The 13,743-nt window shown below is 65.5% G+C and carries 10 protein-coding genes and 1 tRNA gene; all 11 read left to right on the forward strand.

What is annotated here, in order from left to right; translation table 11 throughout:
- Window positions 1–6: 6 nt before the first annotated feature.
- The 11 genes from ABD017_RS02100 (at window position 7) to ABD017_RS02150 (ending at window position 13,738) form a co-directional block, all read left to right on the forward strand.
- Entirely contained in the window at window positions 7–1,515 is a 1,509-nt protein-coding gene (locus tag ABD017_RS02100) for an NADH-quinone oxidoreductase subunit M (protein WP_343879649.1), read from the forward strand.
- Window positions 1,516–1,533: 18 nt separating this feature from the next.
- Window positions 1,534–2,988, forward strand: a complete 1,455-nt coding sequence (nuoN, locus tag ABD017_RS02105; RefSeq protein WP_343879651.1) for an NADH-quinone oxidoreductase subunit NuoN — start codon at window positions 1,534–1,536, stop codon at window positions 2,986–2,988.
- Window positions 2,989–3,068: 80 nt separating this feature from the next.
- Window positions 3,069–3,145, forward strand: a tRNA-Met gene (locus ABD017_RS02110).
- A 192-nt stretch (window positions 3,146–3,337) separates the two neighbouring features.
- Window positions 3,338–3,871, forward strand: a complete 534-nt coding sequence (locus ABD017_RS02115) for a ribosome maturation factor RimP (RefSeq protein ID WP_343879653.1) — start codon at window positions 3,338–3,340, stop codon at window positions 3,869–3,871.
- 105 nt (window positions 3,872–3,976) lie between these two features.
- A complete protein-coding gene (nusA, locus tag ABD017_RS02120; RefSeq protein ID WP_343879655.1) occupies window positions 3,977–5,482 on the forward strand; it encodes a transcription termination factor NusA in 1,506 nt (501 codons plus the stop codon).
- Between the two features lie 127 nt (window positions 5,483–5,609).
- Complete coding sequence (gene infB, locus ABD017_RS02125; RefSeq protein ID WP_343879657.1) at window positions 5,610–8,402, forward strand: translation initiation factor IF-2; 2,793 nt, start codon at window positions 5,610–5,612, stop codon at window positions 8,400–8,402.
- A gap of 89 nt (window positions 8,403–8,491) precedes the next feature.
- Window positions 8,492–8,872, forward strand: coding sequence for a 30S ribosome-binding factor RbfA (rbfA, locus tag ABD017_RS02130; RefSeq protein ID WP_343879659.1), 381 nt, complete (start codon window positions 8,492–8,494; stop codon window positions 8,870–8,872).
- Between the two features lie 11 nt (window positions 8,873–8,883).
- Window positions 8,884–9,888, forward strand: coding sequence for a tRNA pseudouridine(55) synthase TruB (gene truB / locus ABD017_RS02135; protein WP_425543643.1), 1,005 nt, complete (start codon window positions 8,884–8,886; stop codon window positions 9,886–9,888).
- Between the two features lie 106 nt (window positions 9,889–9,994).
- A complete protein-coding gene (rpsO, locus tag ABD017_RS02140; RefSeq protein ID WP_343879661.1) occupies window positions 9,995–10,264 on the forward strand; it encodes a 30S ribosomal protein S15 in 270 nt (89 codons plus the stop codon).
- An 85-nt stretch (window positions 10,265–10,349) separates the two neighbouring features.
- Window positions 10,350–12,455, forward strand: a complete 2,106-nt coding sequence (gene pnp, locus ABD017_RS02145; protein ID WP_343879662.1) for a polyribonucleotide nucleotidyltransferase — start codon at window positions 10,350–10,352, stop codon at window positions 12,453–12,455.
- Between the two features lie 140 nt (window positions 12,456–12,595).
- Window positions 12,596–13,738 carry a poly(R)-hydroxyalkanoic acid synthase subunit PhaE gene (locus ABD017_RS02150; protein WP_343879663.1) on the forward strand — a complete coding sequence of 381 codons (1,143 nt, stop codon included), beginning with the start codon at window positions 12,596–12,598 and terminating at the stop codon, window positions 13,736–13,738.
- Window positions 13,739–13,743 lie beyond the last annotated feature (5 nt).

Below are 13,743 nucleotides of genomic sequence, written 5' to 3' on the forward strand. Positions count from 1 at the left end.
GGATCGATGTTCAATCACTTGCTCAGCCTGCTGATCTGGCTACCCGTCGTCGGGTCCATCCCGGTGTTGCTTGCCGGCGCCGCCCGACCCAACCTGGCGCGCTGGCTGTCGATGCTGGTCGCCGTCGCCACCTTCGTGCTCAGCCTGTTCCTGCTGGTGCAGTACAACGCCGACGCGGGCGGCATGCAGCTCACCGAAAGCTATCTGTGGATCGCCTCGTGGGGCGTCCATTACGGGCTTGCCGTCGACGGCATCTCGGTGGCGCTGATCGTGATGACCACCTTCGTGGGCATCCTGGTGATTGCCGGCGCGTGGGAGGTCATCCAGGACAAGCCGCATCTGTACATGGCCGCGATGCTGATCCTCGAAGGCCTGCTGATCGGCGTGTTCTGCGCCACCGACGCGCTGCTGTTCTACGCGCTGTTCGAAGCCATCCTGATCCCGATGTTCATCCTCATCGGCATGTGGGGCGGTCCGCGGCGCGTGTACGCCACGCTGAAGTTCTTCATCTACACGTTCTTCGGCTCGGTCTTCATGCTGATCGCGCTGCTGTACCTGTACCAGAAGGCGCACACGTTCGACCTGGCCACGCTGGCGGCGCTGCCGCTGACGTTCAAGGAGCAGGCCTGGATCTTCTTCGCGTTCCTGATCGCGTTCGCGATCAAGGTGCCGATGGTGCCGGTGCATACCTGGCTGCCGGATGCCCACGTCGAGGCGCCCACCGGCGGCTCGGTGGTGCTGGCGGCGGTGATGCTGAAGGTGGGTACCTACGGCATGCTGCGCTTCATCCTGCCGATCGTGCCGGATGCGGGCGCGCATTTCGCCTGGCTGATTGTCGTGTTGAGCCTCATCGCCATCGTCTACATCGGCTACGTGGCGCTGGTGCAGGAGGACATGAAGAAACTGGTGGCGTACTCGTCCGTGGCGCACATGGGCTTCGTCACCCTGGGCATCTTCATCGCCTTCGCGCTGGTGCGCGAGCAGGGCAGCACCGACATGGCGCTGCTGGGCATGCAGGGTGCGATGGTGCAGATGATTTCGCACGGCTTCGTCTCCGGCGCGATGTTTACCTGCATCGGCGTGATGTACGACCGCCTGCACACGCGCCAGATCAAGGACTACGGCGGCGTCATCAACGCGATGCCGTGGTTCGGCTTCTTCTACGTGCTGTTCGCGATGGCCAATTGCGGCCTGCCGGGCACCAGCGGTTTCGTGGGCGAGTTCATGGTGATCCTGGCCAGCTTCGCCGCCAGCCCGTGGATTGCGTTGTTCGCCGCGTTCACCCTGATCATCGGCGCGGGCTACACGCTGTGGCTGGTCAAGCGCGTGCTGTGGGGTGAGATCACCAACCCGCACGTGGCGGAAATGAAGGAGATCAATGGTCGCGAGACCTTCGTGCTGGTGGCGTTCGCCGCCGCCGTGCTGGCGCTGGGCATCTGGCCGCAACCGCTGGTCCACCTGATGGACAGCTCGGTGGCGCAACTGGTGCAGCAGCTCGCCATTCACAAGATTTGATCGGGACACGGACACACCATGCCAACTTTGAATGACATCCTGATCCTGCTGCCGGAGTTCTACCTGGTGGCGGCAGCGTGCCTGCTGCTGTTGCTGGACGCCTTCATGAAGCCGGCGCAGCGCCCGCTGTTGCACTGGATCTCGATTGCCGTGTTGCTGGTGGCGATCTACCTGGTGATCGCGGGTCAGCCGGATCGGGCGGTGACCGCATTCGGCGGCATGTTCGTGCGCGACGACGCGGCGGAGATCATCAAGGTCTTCGCGCTGGGCACCACGGCGATGATCTTCGTCTACGCGCGTCCGTACCTGATCGACCGCAAGTTGCTGGGCGGCGAGTTCTACACGCTGATGATCTTTGCCGTGATCGGCATCATGCTGCTGGTCTCGGCGGGCAGCCTGGCCACCGTCTACCTGGGGCTGGAGCTGCTGTCGCTGTCGTCGTATGCGCTGGTGGCCCTGAACCGCGATGCGAAGCTGCCGTCCGAGGCCGCGATCAAGTACTTCGTGCTGGGTGCGCTGGCGTCGGGCATGCTGCTGTACGGCATGTCGATGGTCTACGGCGCATCGGGCATGGGCGGCACGCCCACGCTGGAGCTTGCCCAGCTGAACCACGTGATGGGCTACACCACGGCACCGACGCTGCTGCTGTTCGGCCTGATCTTCATGATCATCGGCATCGGCTTCAAGCTGGGTGCCGCGCCGTTCCACATGTGGATTCCCGACGTCTACCAGGGCGCGCCCACGCCGGTGACCACCTTCGTCGCCGCCGGCTCCAAGCTGGCCGCCTTCGGCATGGCCTATCGCCTGCTGGCGGCCGGCATGGGCGATCTCGCGCAGCAGTGGCAGCTGATCCTGGCGGTGCTGGCGGTGTTGTCGCTGGCGATCGGCAACCTGGTCGCCATCGTGCAGACCAATCTGAAGCGCATGCTGGCCTATTCCACCATTTCGCACATGGGCTATCTGTTGCTGGGCCTGTCCGCGGCCGGTCCGGAAGGCTACGCCGCGGCATTGTTCTACGCGATCTGCTACGCGCTGATGGGCGTGGCCGCGTTCGGCGTGATCCTGGCGCTGGGCCGGGCCGGGTTCGAATGCGAGGAAATTGCCGACTTCAAGGGGCTCGCCCGCAAGGCGCCGTGGATGGCGTTCCTGATGTTGCTGGCGATGTTCTCGCTGGCCGGCGTGCCGCCGCTGTTCGGTTTCTGGGCCAAGGTGCTGGTGCTGGAGGCGGCCATCCATGCGGACATGCTGTGGTTGGCGATCGTCGGCATCGTGTTCGCCATCGTCGGCCTCTACTACTACCTCTACGTCATCAAGGTGATGTATTTCGACGCGCCGGAAGAGGGTGGTGCGCTGCAGGTACAGCAGGACAAGCCGTTGCGCCTGGTGCTGTCCCTGAACGCGCTTTCGCTGCTGGTGCTGGGCTTGTACTGGGGTCCGCTGCTGGCGTGGTGCCGGCGCGCGTTCGGCCTCTAGGGCGCTGCAGCGAATGGCGGAAATGATGGCATCGGAGCTTGCAAGAAACCGGCCATTACGTTAATATCTTTGGACTCTGATGCGGGGTGGAGCAGTCTGGCAGCTCGTCGGGCTCATAACCCGAAGGTCGTAGGTTCGAATCCTACCCCCGCTACCAGATCTTTCTTGATGCAAGAAAGCCTCCTTGTGAGGCTTTTTTGTTGGGCGCAAGGATGCGTAGTGCCGGGCGGCAGGTTTCGCCAGGCATCGGAAGGAGCTGCACGAGGAGGACATCGGCGACACAGGGAAATGGGCCGTTGGAGCCCATTTTTTGTTTCTGCCGTTCTGAGAGCGAGCCGGAAAACGACCCATGGATACGCAGGCACTGGCACAACGCTTCAACGAGGTTCTGGCCGATCTGGGCCTGGAATGCCTTGGCGTGGAGTTCAACCCGTCGCAAGGGCAGAGTACCCTGCGCGTCTACGTAGACCTGCTGGACAAGGCCGGCGCCGATGGCGAGCGCCGCGAGGTGGGCATCGAGGACTGCGAGAGCGCCAGCCGCGAGTTGTCGGCGCTGCTGGACGTGGAGGACCCGATCCCCGGCCATTACGTGCTGGAGGTTTCCTCGCCCGGCATCGATCGCCCGCTGTTCACCGCCGCCCAGTTCGCGAAGGTCGATGGGCAGGAAGTGAAGGTGCTGCTGAAGGCGCCACTGGAAGGGCGCCGCCGCCTGCGCGGCAAGCTGTTGTCGGTGGAAGGCGGCCACATCGTGCTGGAAGCCGAAGGCAAGACGTTCGAATTCGATCATGCGCTGGTGGAAAGTGCGCGTGTGGTGCCGGACTGGGTGGCGCTGGGTTACGCGCCGAAGCCCAAGCCCGGTGGCAAGTCGTCCGGCAAAAAATGATTCGATGCGGCCCATGTGCGGCCGCGTTACAGGCTTTGTGTTCCGGGATGAACGCAACCATTTCAACCATCGGTATCGGCAAGCGGTGCCTACGGAGTTGCTGCAATGAGCAAAGAACTTTTGCTGGTCGTCGACGCGGTCGCCAATGAAAAGGGCGTGCCGCTGGAAGTGATTTTCGAGGCGATGGAGGCTGCGCTGGCTTCGGCCGCGAAGAAGCGCTACCCCGAGGAAGAGCCCGACATACGCGTGTCGATCGACCATGACACCGGCGAATACGAGACCTTCCGCCGCTGGGAAATCATTGCCGACGATGGCGAGATGGAATCGCCGTCGTACCAGTTGCGCCTGATGGATGCGCTGGACGTGCGCCCCGACGCCCAGGTGGGTGAATACATCGAGGAGCAGGTCGAGAACGCCGAGTTCGGCCGCATCGCCGCGCAGGCCGCCAAGCAGGTGATCGTGCAGCGCGTGCGCGAGGCCGAGCGCCAGCAGGTGGTCGATGCCTTCGCCGACCGCGTGGGCGAGCTGGTCACCGGCATCGTCAAGCGCGTCGAGCGCGGCAACATCTACCTTGACCTGGGCAGCAACGCCGAGGCCTTCATCCCGCGCGACAAGACGATTCCGCGTGAATCGGCGCGCGTGGGCGACCGCGTGCGCGGTTACCTGTATGAAGTGCGCTCGGAGCCGCGCGGCCCGCAGCTGTTCGTGTCGCGCGCCGCACCGGAATTCATGATCGAGCTGTTCAAGCTCGAGGTGCCGGAAGTCGGCCAAGGCCTGGTCGAGATCAAGGGTTGCGCCCGCGATCCGGGTGACCGCGCCAAGATCGCCGTACTGGCCCACGACAGCCGCACCGACCCCATTGGCGCGTGCATCGGCATGCGCGGTTCGCGCGTGCAGGCGGTATCCAACGACCTCAACGGCGAGCGCGTCGACATCATCCTGTGGCACGAGAACCAGGCGCAGTTCGTGATCAACGCGATGGCGCCGGCGGAAGTGCAGTCCATCATCATGGACGAGGAAAAGCACTCGATGGACATCGCGGTGGCCGAGGACAAGCTGTCCCAGGCGATCGGTCGCGGTGGCCAGAACGTGCGCCTGGCCAGCAAGCTCACCGGCTGGCAGCTCAACGTGATGACCCAGGACCAGGTCACCGCCAAGAGCGAGAGCGAGCAGGATGCCGCTCGCCAGCTGTTCATGGACAAGCTGGAGGTGGATCAGGAAATCGCCAACATCCTGGTGCAGGAAGGCTTCTCCAGCGTCGAGGAAATCGCCTACGTGCCCAGCGCCGAGCTGCTGGCCGTGGAAGGCTTCGACGAGGACATCGTCGAGGAACTGCGCGCCCGCGCGCGTGATGCCCTGCTGACCGAGGCGCTGGCCGCGGAAGAGGGCGTCGACGACAGCGAAGGCTCCGGCGACCTGCTGGCACTTGAGGGCATGGACGAATCGCTGGCGCTGGCGTTGGCCGCGCGCGAAGTCTTCACGGTGGACGACCTGGCCGACCTGGCCGTGGACGACCTGATCGATATCGAGGGCATGGACGAGGCGCGCGCGGCGGCGCTGATCATGGCCGCGCGCGCACCGATGATCGAGCGATTGGAGAAAGGCGGCTAACCGCGGGCGGCGGCGCCCTGGACGGGCGCGCCAGGAAAGGCCTTCGGGCCTTTCACCACGGATGGAGGTGGCGGCGCAGACAATGCCGCACAGACGATAAGCGCGGGAACGGCGGAGCAACAAAACGATGTCGGACGTCACGATCAAACAACTCGCCCAGGTATTGGGCATGCCGGTGGACAAGCTGCTGACGCAGCTTGGCGAAGCGGGCATGAAATTCTCCGACCAGGAGCAGGTCATCAGCAGTACCGAGAAGGTGAAGCTGCTGGGCTTCCTGCGTCGCACCCATGGCAAGGGCGACACCGCGGCCGAGGCCGACGACAGCGCGCCCCGGCAGATCACGCTCAAGCGGCGCACGGTCGGCGAACTGAAGGTCGCCACGCCCGGTGCGCGCGGCGCCGCCGGTACCGCCAAGACGGTGAACGTCGAAGTGCGCGCCAAGCGCACCTACGTCAAGCGCAGCGTGATCGCCGAGGAAGCCAGCGCCGAGCCCGAGCGCGAGGAAGCCGCGCGCAAGCTGCAGGAATCGCAGCGGCAGCGCGAGCAGGAAGAGAACGAGCGTCGCGAACTGGAAGCCCGGCGTCAGCAGGAAGCCGAGCAGCGCGCGCAGGAAGAAGAGCAGAAGCAGCGCGCCGAGGCACAGCGTGCGCAGGCGGAGAAGGAAGCCGCCGAACAGGCCGCACCCGCGGCAGCGGAGCCCGGCGAGGCAACCGAAACGCACGACGCCGCAGCCACGTCGGAAGCCGATTCGTCGGTGGTCCAGCGTATCGACCAGCGCGAACTGGGCATGATCCTGCCGCGCATCCATGAGCCGCGCAAACGCGAAAAGCTGGTCAAGCCGGCACCCGCCCCCGCGCCCGCTGCGGCCGCGCCGGCGCGCGGTGCGGCCGCGCGACCGGCGGCCGGCGGAAACGACACGGGCGCCGCAAACGGCGATTCCGGGCGCGGCAAGGCCAAGCACTCCCGCGGCGAGCGCGGCGACGCGTCGGGCAAGCGTTTTGCCGGCGGCGAGCTGCACCTGAGCGAAGCCGACCGTGCCCGTCGCTCCAGCAACAGCAAGCGTGGCAAGCCCGGCCGCAGCAGCGGACGCGATGCATTGCGCGGCAGCCACGCGGCGCCCAGCGGCCCGCATGGTTTCTCGCGGCCCACCGCGCCGGTGGTGCGCGAGGTGGTCGTCAGTGACGCCAATATCGTGGCCGAGCTGGCGCAGAAGATGGCGGTCAAGGGTTCGGAGGTGGTCAAGGCGCTGTTCAAGATGGGGGTCATGGCCACCATCAACCAGACCATCGATCACGATACGGCGGTGCTGGTGGTGGAGGAGCTGGGTCACGTACCCGTCGCCGACACGCAGAACAACGCCGAGGAAACGCTGGCCGCCCATACGCAGAACGTGGAGCTGGAAGGCGAGAAGACTTCGCGCCCGCCCGTGGTCACCATCATGGGCCACGTCGACCACGGCAAGACCTCGCTGCTCGATTACATCCGCCGCACCAAGGTGGCGTCCGGCGAAGCCGGCGGCATTACCCAGCATATCGGCGCGTACCACGTGAAAACGTCGAAGGGCGTGATCACCTTCCTCGATACGCCCGGCCATGCGGCGTTCACCTCGATGCGCGCCCGTGGCGCGCAGTCGACCGACATCGTGATCCTGGTCGTTGCTGCCGACGATGGCGTGAAACCGCAGACGATCGAGGCGGTCAAGCATGCGCGCGCCGCCAAGGTGCCGCTGATCGTGGCCGTCAACAAGATGGACAAGGACAGCGCCAACCCGGACAACGTGAAGCAGGGTCTGGTGGCGCAGGAAGTGGTGCCGGAAGACTGGGGCGGCGACGTGCAGTTCGTGCCGGTGTCGGCCAAGACCGGCATGGGCGTCGAGGATCTGCTCGATGCGATCTCGATCCAGGCTGAAGTGATGGAGCTGAAGGCCGTGGCGGACGGCCGCGCTTCCGGCGTGGTGATCGAGTCCAGCCTCGACCGCGGCCGCGGTCCGGTGGCCACCGTGCTGGTGCAGCAGGGCACGCTGAAGAAGGGCGATTTCATCGTCTGCGGCGTCGAATACGGTCGCATGCGCGCGCTGATTGACGAGGCGGGCAAGCAGGTCGCCGAAGCCGGCCCGTCGATTCCGGTGCAGGTGCTCGGCTTGTCCGGCGTGCCGGAAACCGGCGACGACTTCGTCTGCGTCGAGGACGAGCGGCTGGCCCGCGAGGTCGCCGAAGAGCGCCAGCAGAAGCGCCGCGAAACGCGCATGGTCAGCAAGGCCAACCGGCTCGAGGACATCATCGCCAAGATGGGCCAGGGCGAGGAGCAGCAGACGCTCAACATCCTGGTCAAGGGCGACGTGCAGGGTTCAGTCGAGGCCTTGCGCGAATCGCTCACGCAGATCGGCAACGAGCGCGTGCGCGTCAACGTGGTGTCCTCCGGCGTCGGTGGCATCACCGAATCGGACGCCACCCTGGCCGCCGCATCGAAGGCGCTGGTCATCGGCTTCAACGTGCGCGCCGATGCGTCGGCACGCAAGGTGATCGAGACCAACGGCCTGGACGTGCGCTATTTCTCGATCATTTACGACGTGATCGACCAGGTGACGCAGGCGGCCACGGGCCTGCTCGGCATGGAAGTGCGCGAGGACATCATCGGCATTGCCGAAGTGCGCGACGTGTTCCGCAGCTCCAAGTTCGGCGCCGTGGCCGGTTGCATGGTCATCGAAGGCTCGGTCAAGCGCAGCAAGCCGATCCGCGTGCTGCGCGACAACGTGGTGATCTTCGAGGGCGAACTGGAATCGCTGCGCCGCTTCAAGGATCTGGTGGACGAAGTGCGCAGCGGCATGGAATGCGGCATCGCGGTCAAGCAGTACAACGACGTCAAGGCCGGCGACCAGATCGAGTGCTTCGAACGCACCGAGGTGGCTCGTACGCTGTAACAGCGAGAAGTGAGAGAAAAGATTCTCTCCCTTGGATCTTCTCTCACTTCTCACTTCTCACTTCTCTCGCCTCACTCCTGGTTTTTAGAATGCCCTCCCGCGATTTCAAACGTACCGACCGCATCAGCGCCGAGCTGCGCCGTGAGCTTGGCTTGCTGGTGCATGCGGCCGTGCGCGATCACGGCCTGCCGTCGGTGAGCGTGTCGGACGTGGAGATCACGCGCGACCTGGATTGGGCCACGGTGTGGGTGACCGCGCTGATGCCCGAACAGGGTCTGCCCGCGGTGAAGGCGTTGAACCAGATCAGTCACGAGATCCGCCATGCGCTGGCGCACAGCGGCATGCGCATGCGGCGCGTGCCCGAATTGAAGTTCAAGTACGACGATTCGGTCGACAAGGGCGAGCGCATCGATTCGCTGCTGCGCGAACAGGCGCGCGCCCTGCCGCCCGCCGGCGACGAGCAGGATTGACGGAAGGTCGAGTGGCATCCCGTGCTTCGATAAACCGTTCCGCGCGCGTCCAGTGGCGTGACCTGCATGGCATCGTGCTGCTGGACAAGCCGATGGGGGTGAGCTCCAACCAGGCACTGCAGTCGGCGCGGCGGTTGTTTCGCGCGGCCAAGGGCGGTCATGCCGGCGCGCTCGATCCGTTGGCAACCGGCTTGTTGCCGCTGTGCTTTGGCGAGGCCACCAAGCTGGCCGGCAGCCTGCTCGGTTCGCGCAAGGGCTACATCGCCCACTGTCGTCTTGGCATCACCACCGACACCGCCGATCGCGAAGGCGACGTCCTGCAGCAGCGACCCGTGCCGCCGCTCGACGACGCCACCATCGAGACGGCGCTGTCCAGGCTGCGCGGCCGCATCCTGCAGGTGCCGCCGATGTACTCGGCACTCAAGCGCGATGGCGAGCGTTTGTATGCGAAGGCGCGTCGCGGCGAGACGGTCGAGGTGGCGCCGCGCGAGGTGGACATTCATCAACTGGTATTGCTGTCGCGCACCGACGATACCCTGGAGCTGCTGGTCGAATGCGGTTCGGGTACCTATGTCCGGGCGCTGGCCACGGCGCTGGGCGAGGACTTGGGGTGCGGCGCCCATCTGGCCGCGCTGCGCCGCACCTGGGTCGAGCCTTTCCGCGAACCGCGCATGGTGACGCTGGAGCAAGTGCAGCAGGCCGCCGAGCAGGGTGACGACGCGTTGCTGTCGTTGATGTTGCCGGTGTCCGCGGGCCTGTCCGGGCTTCCCGCCGTGCAGCTCGACGAAGCGCAAAGCATGGCGATTGCCCGCGGCCAGCCGATCCAGCTGGCGCCTTCCTTGCCGACCGGACGCTGCGCCGCGTTTGCCAGCGATGGTGCCTTGCTGGCGCTGCTCGAACTCGATACACGGCGGCAAACCCGCATCCTGCGCGGCTTCAACCTGCCGCCGGAGCCCGATTTGGGGCAAAAAACCCTCTCCGCTCTTGTTGTGACACCGCTACGGTCAGTAGAATAGACAAGTTATTTCAACGCTTTCACTCATCTAGGCGAAGCTTGCGCTTGTGTCATCGCTGATGATGCAAGCGCAAGCTTCGCATCGCCTTTTCAAGGAAACGTACTCCATGTCTCTTACCGCAGAACAAACCGGCAAGATCATTGCTGATTTCGGCCGCGTGCCCAACGACACCGGTTCGTCGGAAGTCCAGGTGGCCCTGCTGTCCGCCCGCATCGACCATCTCACCGGCCACTTCAAGGAGCACAAGCAGGATCACCACTCCCGCCGTGGCCTGCTGAAGCTGGTGAACCAGCGCAAGCGCCTGCTGGCCTACCTGAAGGACCGCGACCTTGCGCGTTACCAGACCCTGATCGAGCGGCTCGGCTTGCGCCGCTGATTCGCGCGCGTTCCTGCGTGAACGCATGGATCAAGAAGCGCCTTTACCTGGGCGCACTTCTTCAATCAGATCAGGAATCAAACACGTGGCAAAAGTAACCAAGTCATTCCAGTACGGTAATCACGAAGTCACACTGGAGACGGGCGAAATTGCCCGCCAGGCGTCCGGTGCGGTCATGGTCAGCATGGGCGGCACCGTGGTGCTGGTCACCGCCGTGGCGGCCACCAAGCAGAAGGAAGGGCAGGATTTCTTCCCGCTCACCGTCGACTACGTCGAGAAGTTCTATTCCGCCGGCCGCATCCCCGGCGGTTTCTTCAAGCGCGAAGGTCGCCCCACCGAAAAGGAAACGCTGACCTCGCGCCTGATCGACCGTCCGGTGCGCCCGCTGTTCCCGGATGACTTCAAGAACGAAGTGCAGGTCATCGCGCAGGTCGTCTCGCTGAACCCGGAAGTGGATGGCGACATTGTGGCCCTGCTGGGCGCGTCCGCCGCGCTGAGCCTGGCCGGCATCCCGTTCAAGGGGCCGATCGGCGCCGCCCGCGTGGGCTACGCCAACGGCCAGTACCTGCTGAACCCCACCGCCACCGAACTGAAGACCTCCGACCTCGACCTGGTCGTCGCCGGTACCGCTGGTGCCGTGCTGATGGTGGAGTCCGAAGCCAAGCTGCTGTCCGAGGACGTGATGCTGGGCGCCGTGATGTTCGGCCACCAGCAGATGCAGACCGCCATCCGCGCCATCGCCGAGCTGGCCACCGAGGCGGGCAAGCCGTCGTGGGACTGGCAGGCGCCGGCTCGCGACGAATCGCTGGTGGCAGCCGTCAAGGGCGCCGTCGGCGACCAGCTGGCCGCAGCGTTCCAGGTGCGCGACAAGCTCGAGCGCCGCGACGCGATTTCCGCGATCAAGGCCGACGTGCTGGCCGGCCTCAAGGCGCAGGCCGAGGAGAAAGGCTGGGCGTCGGCGGCCATCGCCAAGGAATTCGAGGAGCTCGAATACCACACCATGCGCGACAGCGTGCTGAAGACCAAGGTGCGCATCGACGGTCGCCAGCTCGACGACGTGCGCGCGATCACCGCCCGCATCGGCGTGCTGCCGCGCACCCACGGTTCGGCGCTGTTCACCCGCGGCGAGACGCAGGCGCTGGTCGTGGTCACGCTGGGCACCACGCGTGACGCGCAGATCATCGACGCGCCGGGCGGCGAGTCGAAGGACCCGTTCCTGTTCCACTACAACTTCCCGCCGTTCTCGGTGGGCGAGGCCGGCCGCTTCGGCGCGCCCAAGCGTCGCGAGATCGGCCACGGCCGCCTCGCCAAGCGCGGTGTGCAGGCGGTCAAGCCCAGCATCGAGGAGTTTCCCTACGTGGTGCGCGTGGTCTCGGAAATCACCGAGTCCAACGGCTCCTCGTCGATGGCCTCGGTGTGCGGCTCCTCGCTGGCCATGATGGACGCGGGCGTGCCGCTGAAGGCGCCGGTGGCCGGCATCGCCATGGGCCTGGTCAAGGAAGGCAACGATTTCGTGGTGTTGTCCGACATCCTGGGCGACGAGGATCACCTCGGCGACATGGACTTCAAGGTGGCCGGTAGCGCCGATGGCATCTCCGCGCTGCAGATGGACATCAAGATCGACGGCATCACCGAAGAGATCATGAAGGTGGCGCTGGCCCAGGCCAAGCAGGGTCGCCTGCACATCCTGGGCGAGATGGCCAAGTGCCTGAGCACGGCCCGCACCGAGATGAGCGAGTTTGCACCGCGGCTGCTGACCATCAAGATCCATCCGGACAAGATCCGCGAAGTGATCGGCAAGGGCGGCGCCACCATCCGCTCGATCACCGAGGAAACCGGCACCACCATCGACATCAGCGACGACGGCACCATCATCGTCGGCTCGGTCAACCGCGAGGCCGCCGAGGCTGCCCGCAAGCGCATCGAACAGATCGTCTCCGATGTGGAGCCGGGCCGCGTCTATGAGGGCAAGGTCGCCAAGCTGATGGATTTCGGCGCCTTCGTGACGATCATGCCGGGCAAGGATGGCCTGGTGCATGTCTCGCAGATCTCCGACGAGCGCGTGGAGAAGGTTTCCGACAAGCTCAAGGAAGGCGACGTGGTTAAGGTCAAGGTGCTCGAGGTCGACAAGCAGGGCCGTATCCGCCTGTCGATGAAGGCCGTGACCGACGAGGAACGCGCCAGCGTCTGAGTCACCCGCGTTGAACCCCAGGAGGCCCGGTATTCCGATACCGGGCCTCTTGCGTTTCGGCCCGCCATATCGTCCGCTGCGCTAAGATCGTGGGCATCAATGGACGAGGAATCGTGATGGCCCCTCCGGCGGATTTTCCGATGCCCGATTTTCTGAAAGCCGGCGTCGATGCGGATTTCCTGCGCGATTTCCAGGCGCTGGCGCAGCAGTCGTGGGATGCCTGGTTGCGACAGCAGCCGACATCGACCGCTACGGGCGGCCCTTCGTTCGGTGCCGCGCCGAACGCTGCCGCCGGCAACGAGGTGCTCGATCGCACCCTGGCGGGGTTGAAAGGCTACTTCGAATGGATGCAGGGCGTGACCGCGGGCGCCGCCGGCGTCCCCGGCGCCGATTGGCAGCAGCAGCTGCAGCAACTGTTTGGCGGCGCACAACACCCGTTTGCGCAGGCCTTCCAGCATATCGATGGCGCCGGCACGAAAGGGGGCGGCAACTGGCATTCGTGGCTGCAGGGCATGCCGGTGGCGGACGCCTCGGCTTCCGGCCCGATCCCGGCCTTCGGGCAGGATCGGGAGCAGCAGATGCAACGCCAGGCACTGGCAGCGGCGATGCTGGAATCGATGCAGGCGAGCGCGCGTTACCAGGCGCTGATCCTGCGCGCCAATACGCAAGGCGTGCAGAAGCTGCAGGACAAGCTGGCGGAGCATGCCGAGCCCGGTCGGCAGATCGAATCGCTCAAGGCCTTGTACGACCTTTGGGTGGACGCGGCCGAGGAAGCGTATGCCGAGATCGCGCTGTCGGACGAGTTTCGCGAAGCCTACGGCGCCATGGCCAACAGCCAGATGCGGGTGCGCCGCCTGCAGCAGCAACAGACCGAGCAGCTGTGCCAGCAATGGGGGCTGCCCACCCGCCGCGAGATGGACACGCTGGGCGAGCGCCTGCAGCAAGTGCGGCGCGAGGTACGGACATCGCGCGCCAACCAGGCGGCGAGCGCCGCGGAGGAGATCGCGGACCTGCGTCGGGAGGTGGCCGAGCTGCGGCGCCAGCTGGGCGGCGCGAAGGTGAAGCCGGTTTCCGCAAGGCGATCGGTTGCAAAGAAAGCCCTGGCCGCAAAGCCATCGCGTTTGGCCGTAAAGACGGCTGAAACCGCAAAGCCGGCAACCCGCAGGGAAACCGCCGCCGGAAAGTCCGCGACCACCGCGGCGCGAAAGACTGGTGGCAAGGGCGCTGCCGCGGTTCGCAAGTCGTCCGCGACGCGCAGCCCTGCGCCGCGCAAGCGCAAATAAGGAGT

This window comes from Rhodanobacter caeni (assembly GCF_039523575.1).
Classification (GTDB): domain Bacteria; phylum Pseudomonadota; class Gammaproteobacteria; order Xanthomonadales; family Rhodanobacteraceae; genus Rhodanobacter; species Rhodanobacter caeni.

Excerpts from the sequence above, each read along its gene's own strand:
- ABD017_RS02100 (WP_343879649.1), top strand. The coding sequence starts at position 7 with ATGTTCAATCACTTGCTCAGCCTGCTGATCTGGCTACCCGTCGTCGGG.
- nuoN (WP_343879651.1), top strand. The coding sequence starts at position 1,534 with ATGCCAACTTTGAATGACATCCTGATCCTGCTGCCGGAGTTCTACCTG.
- ABD017_RS02115 (WP_343879653.1), top strand. The coding sequence starts at position 3,338 with ATGGATACGCAGGCACTGGCACAACGCTTCAACGAGGTTCTGGCCGAT.
- nusA (WP_343879655.1), top strand. The coding sequence starts at position 3,977 with ATGAGCAAAGAACTTTTGCTGGTCGTCGACGCGGTCGCCAATGAAAAG.
- infB (WP_343879657.1), top strand. The coding sequence starts at position 5,610 with ATGTCGGACGTCACGATCAAACAACTCGCCCAGGTATTGGGCATGCCG.
- rbfA (WP_343879659.1), top strand. The coding sequence starts at position 8,492 with ATGCCCTCCCGCGATTTCAAACGTACCGACCGCATCAGCGCCGAGCTG.
- rpsO (WP_343879661.1), top strand. The coding sequence starts at position 9,995 with ATGTCTCTTACCGCAGAACAAACCGGCAAGATCATTGCTGATTTCGGC.
- ABD017_RS02150 (WP_343879663.1), top strand. The coding sequence starts at position 12,596 with ATGCCCGATTTTCTGAAAGCCGGCGTCGATGCGGATTTCCTGCGCGAT.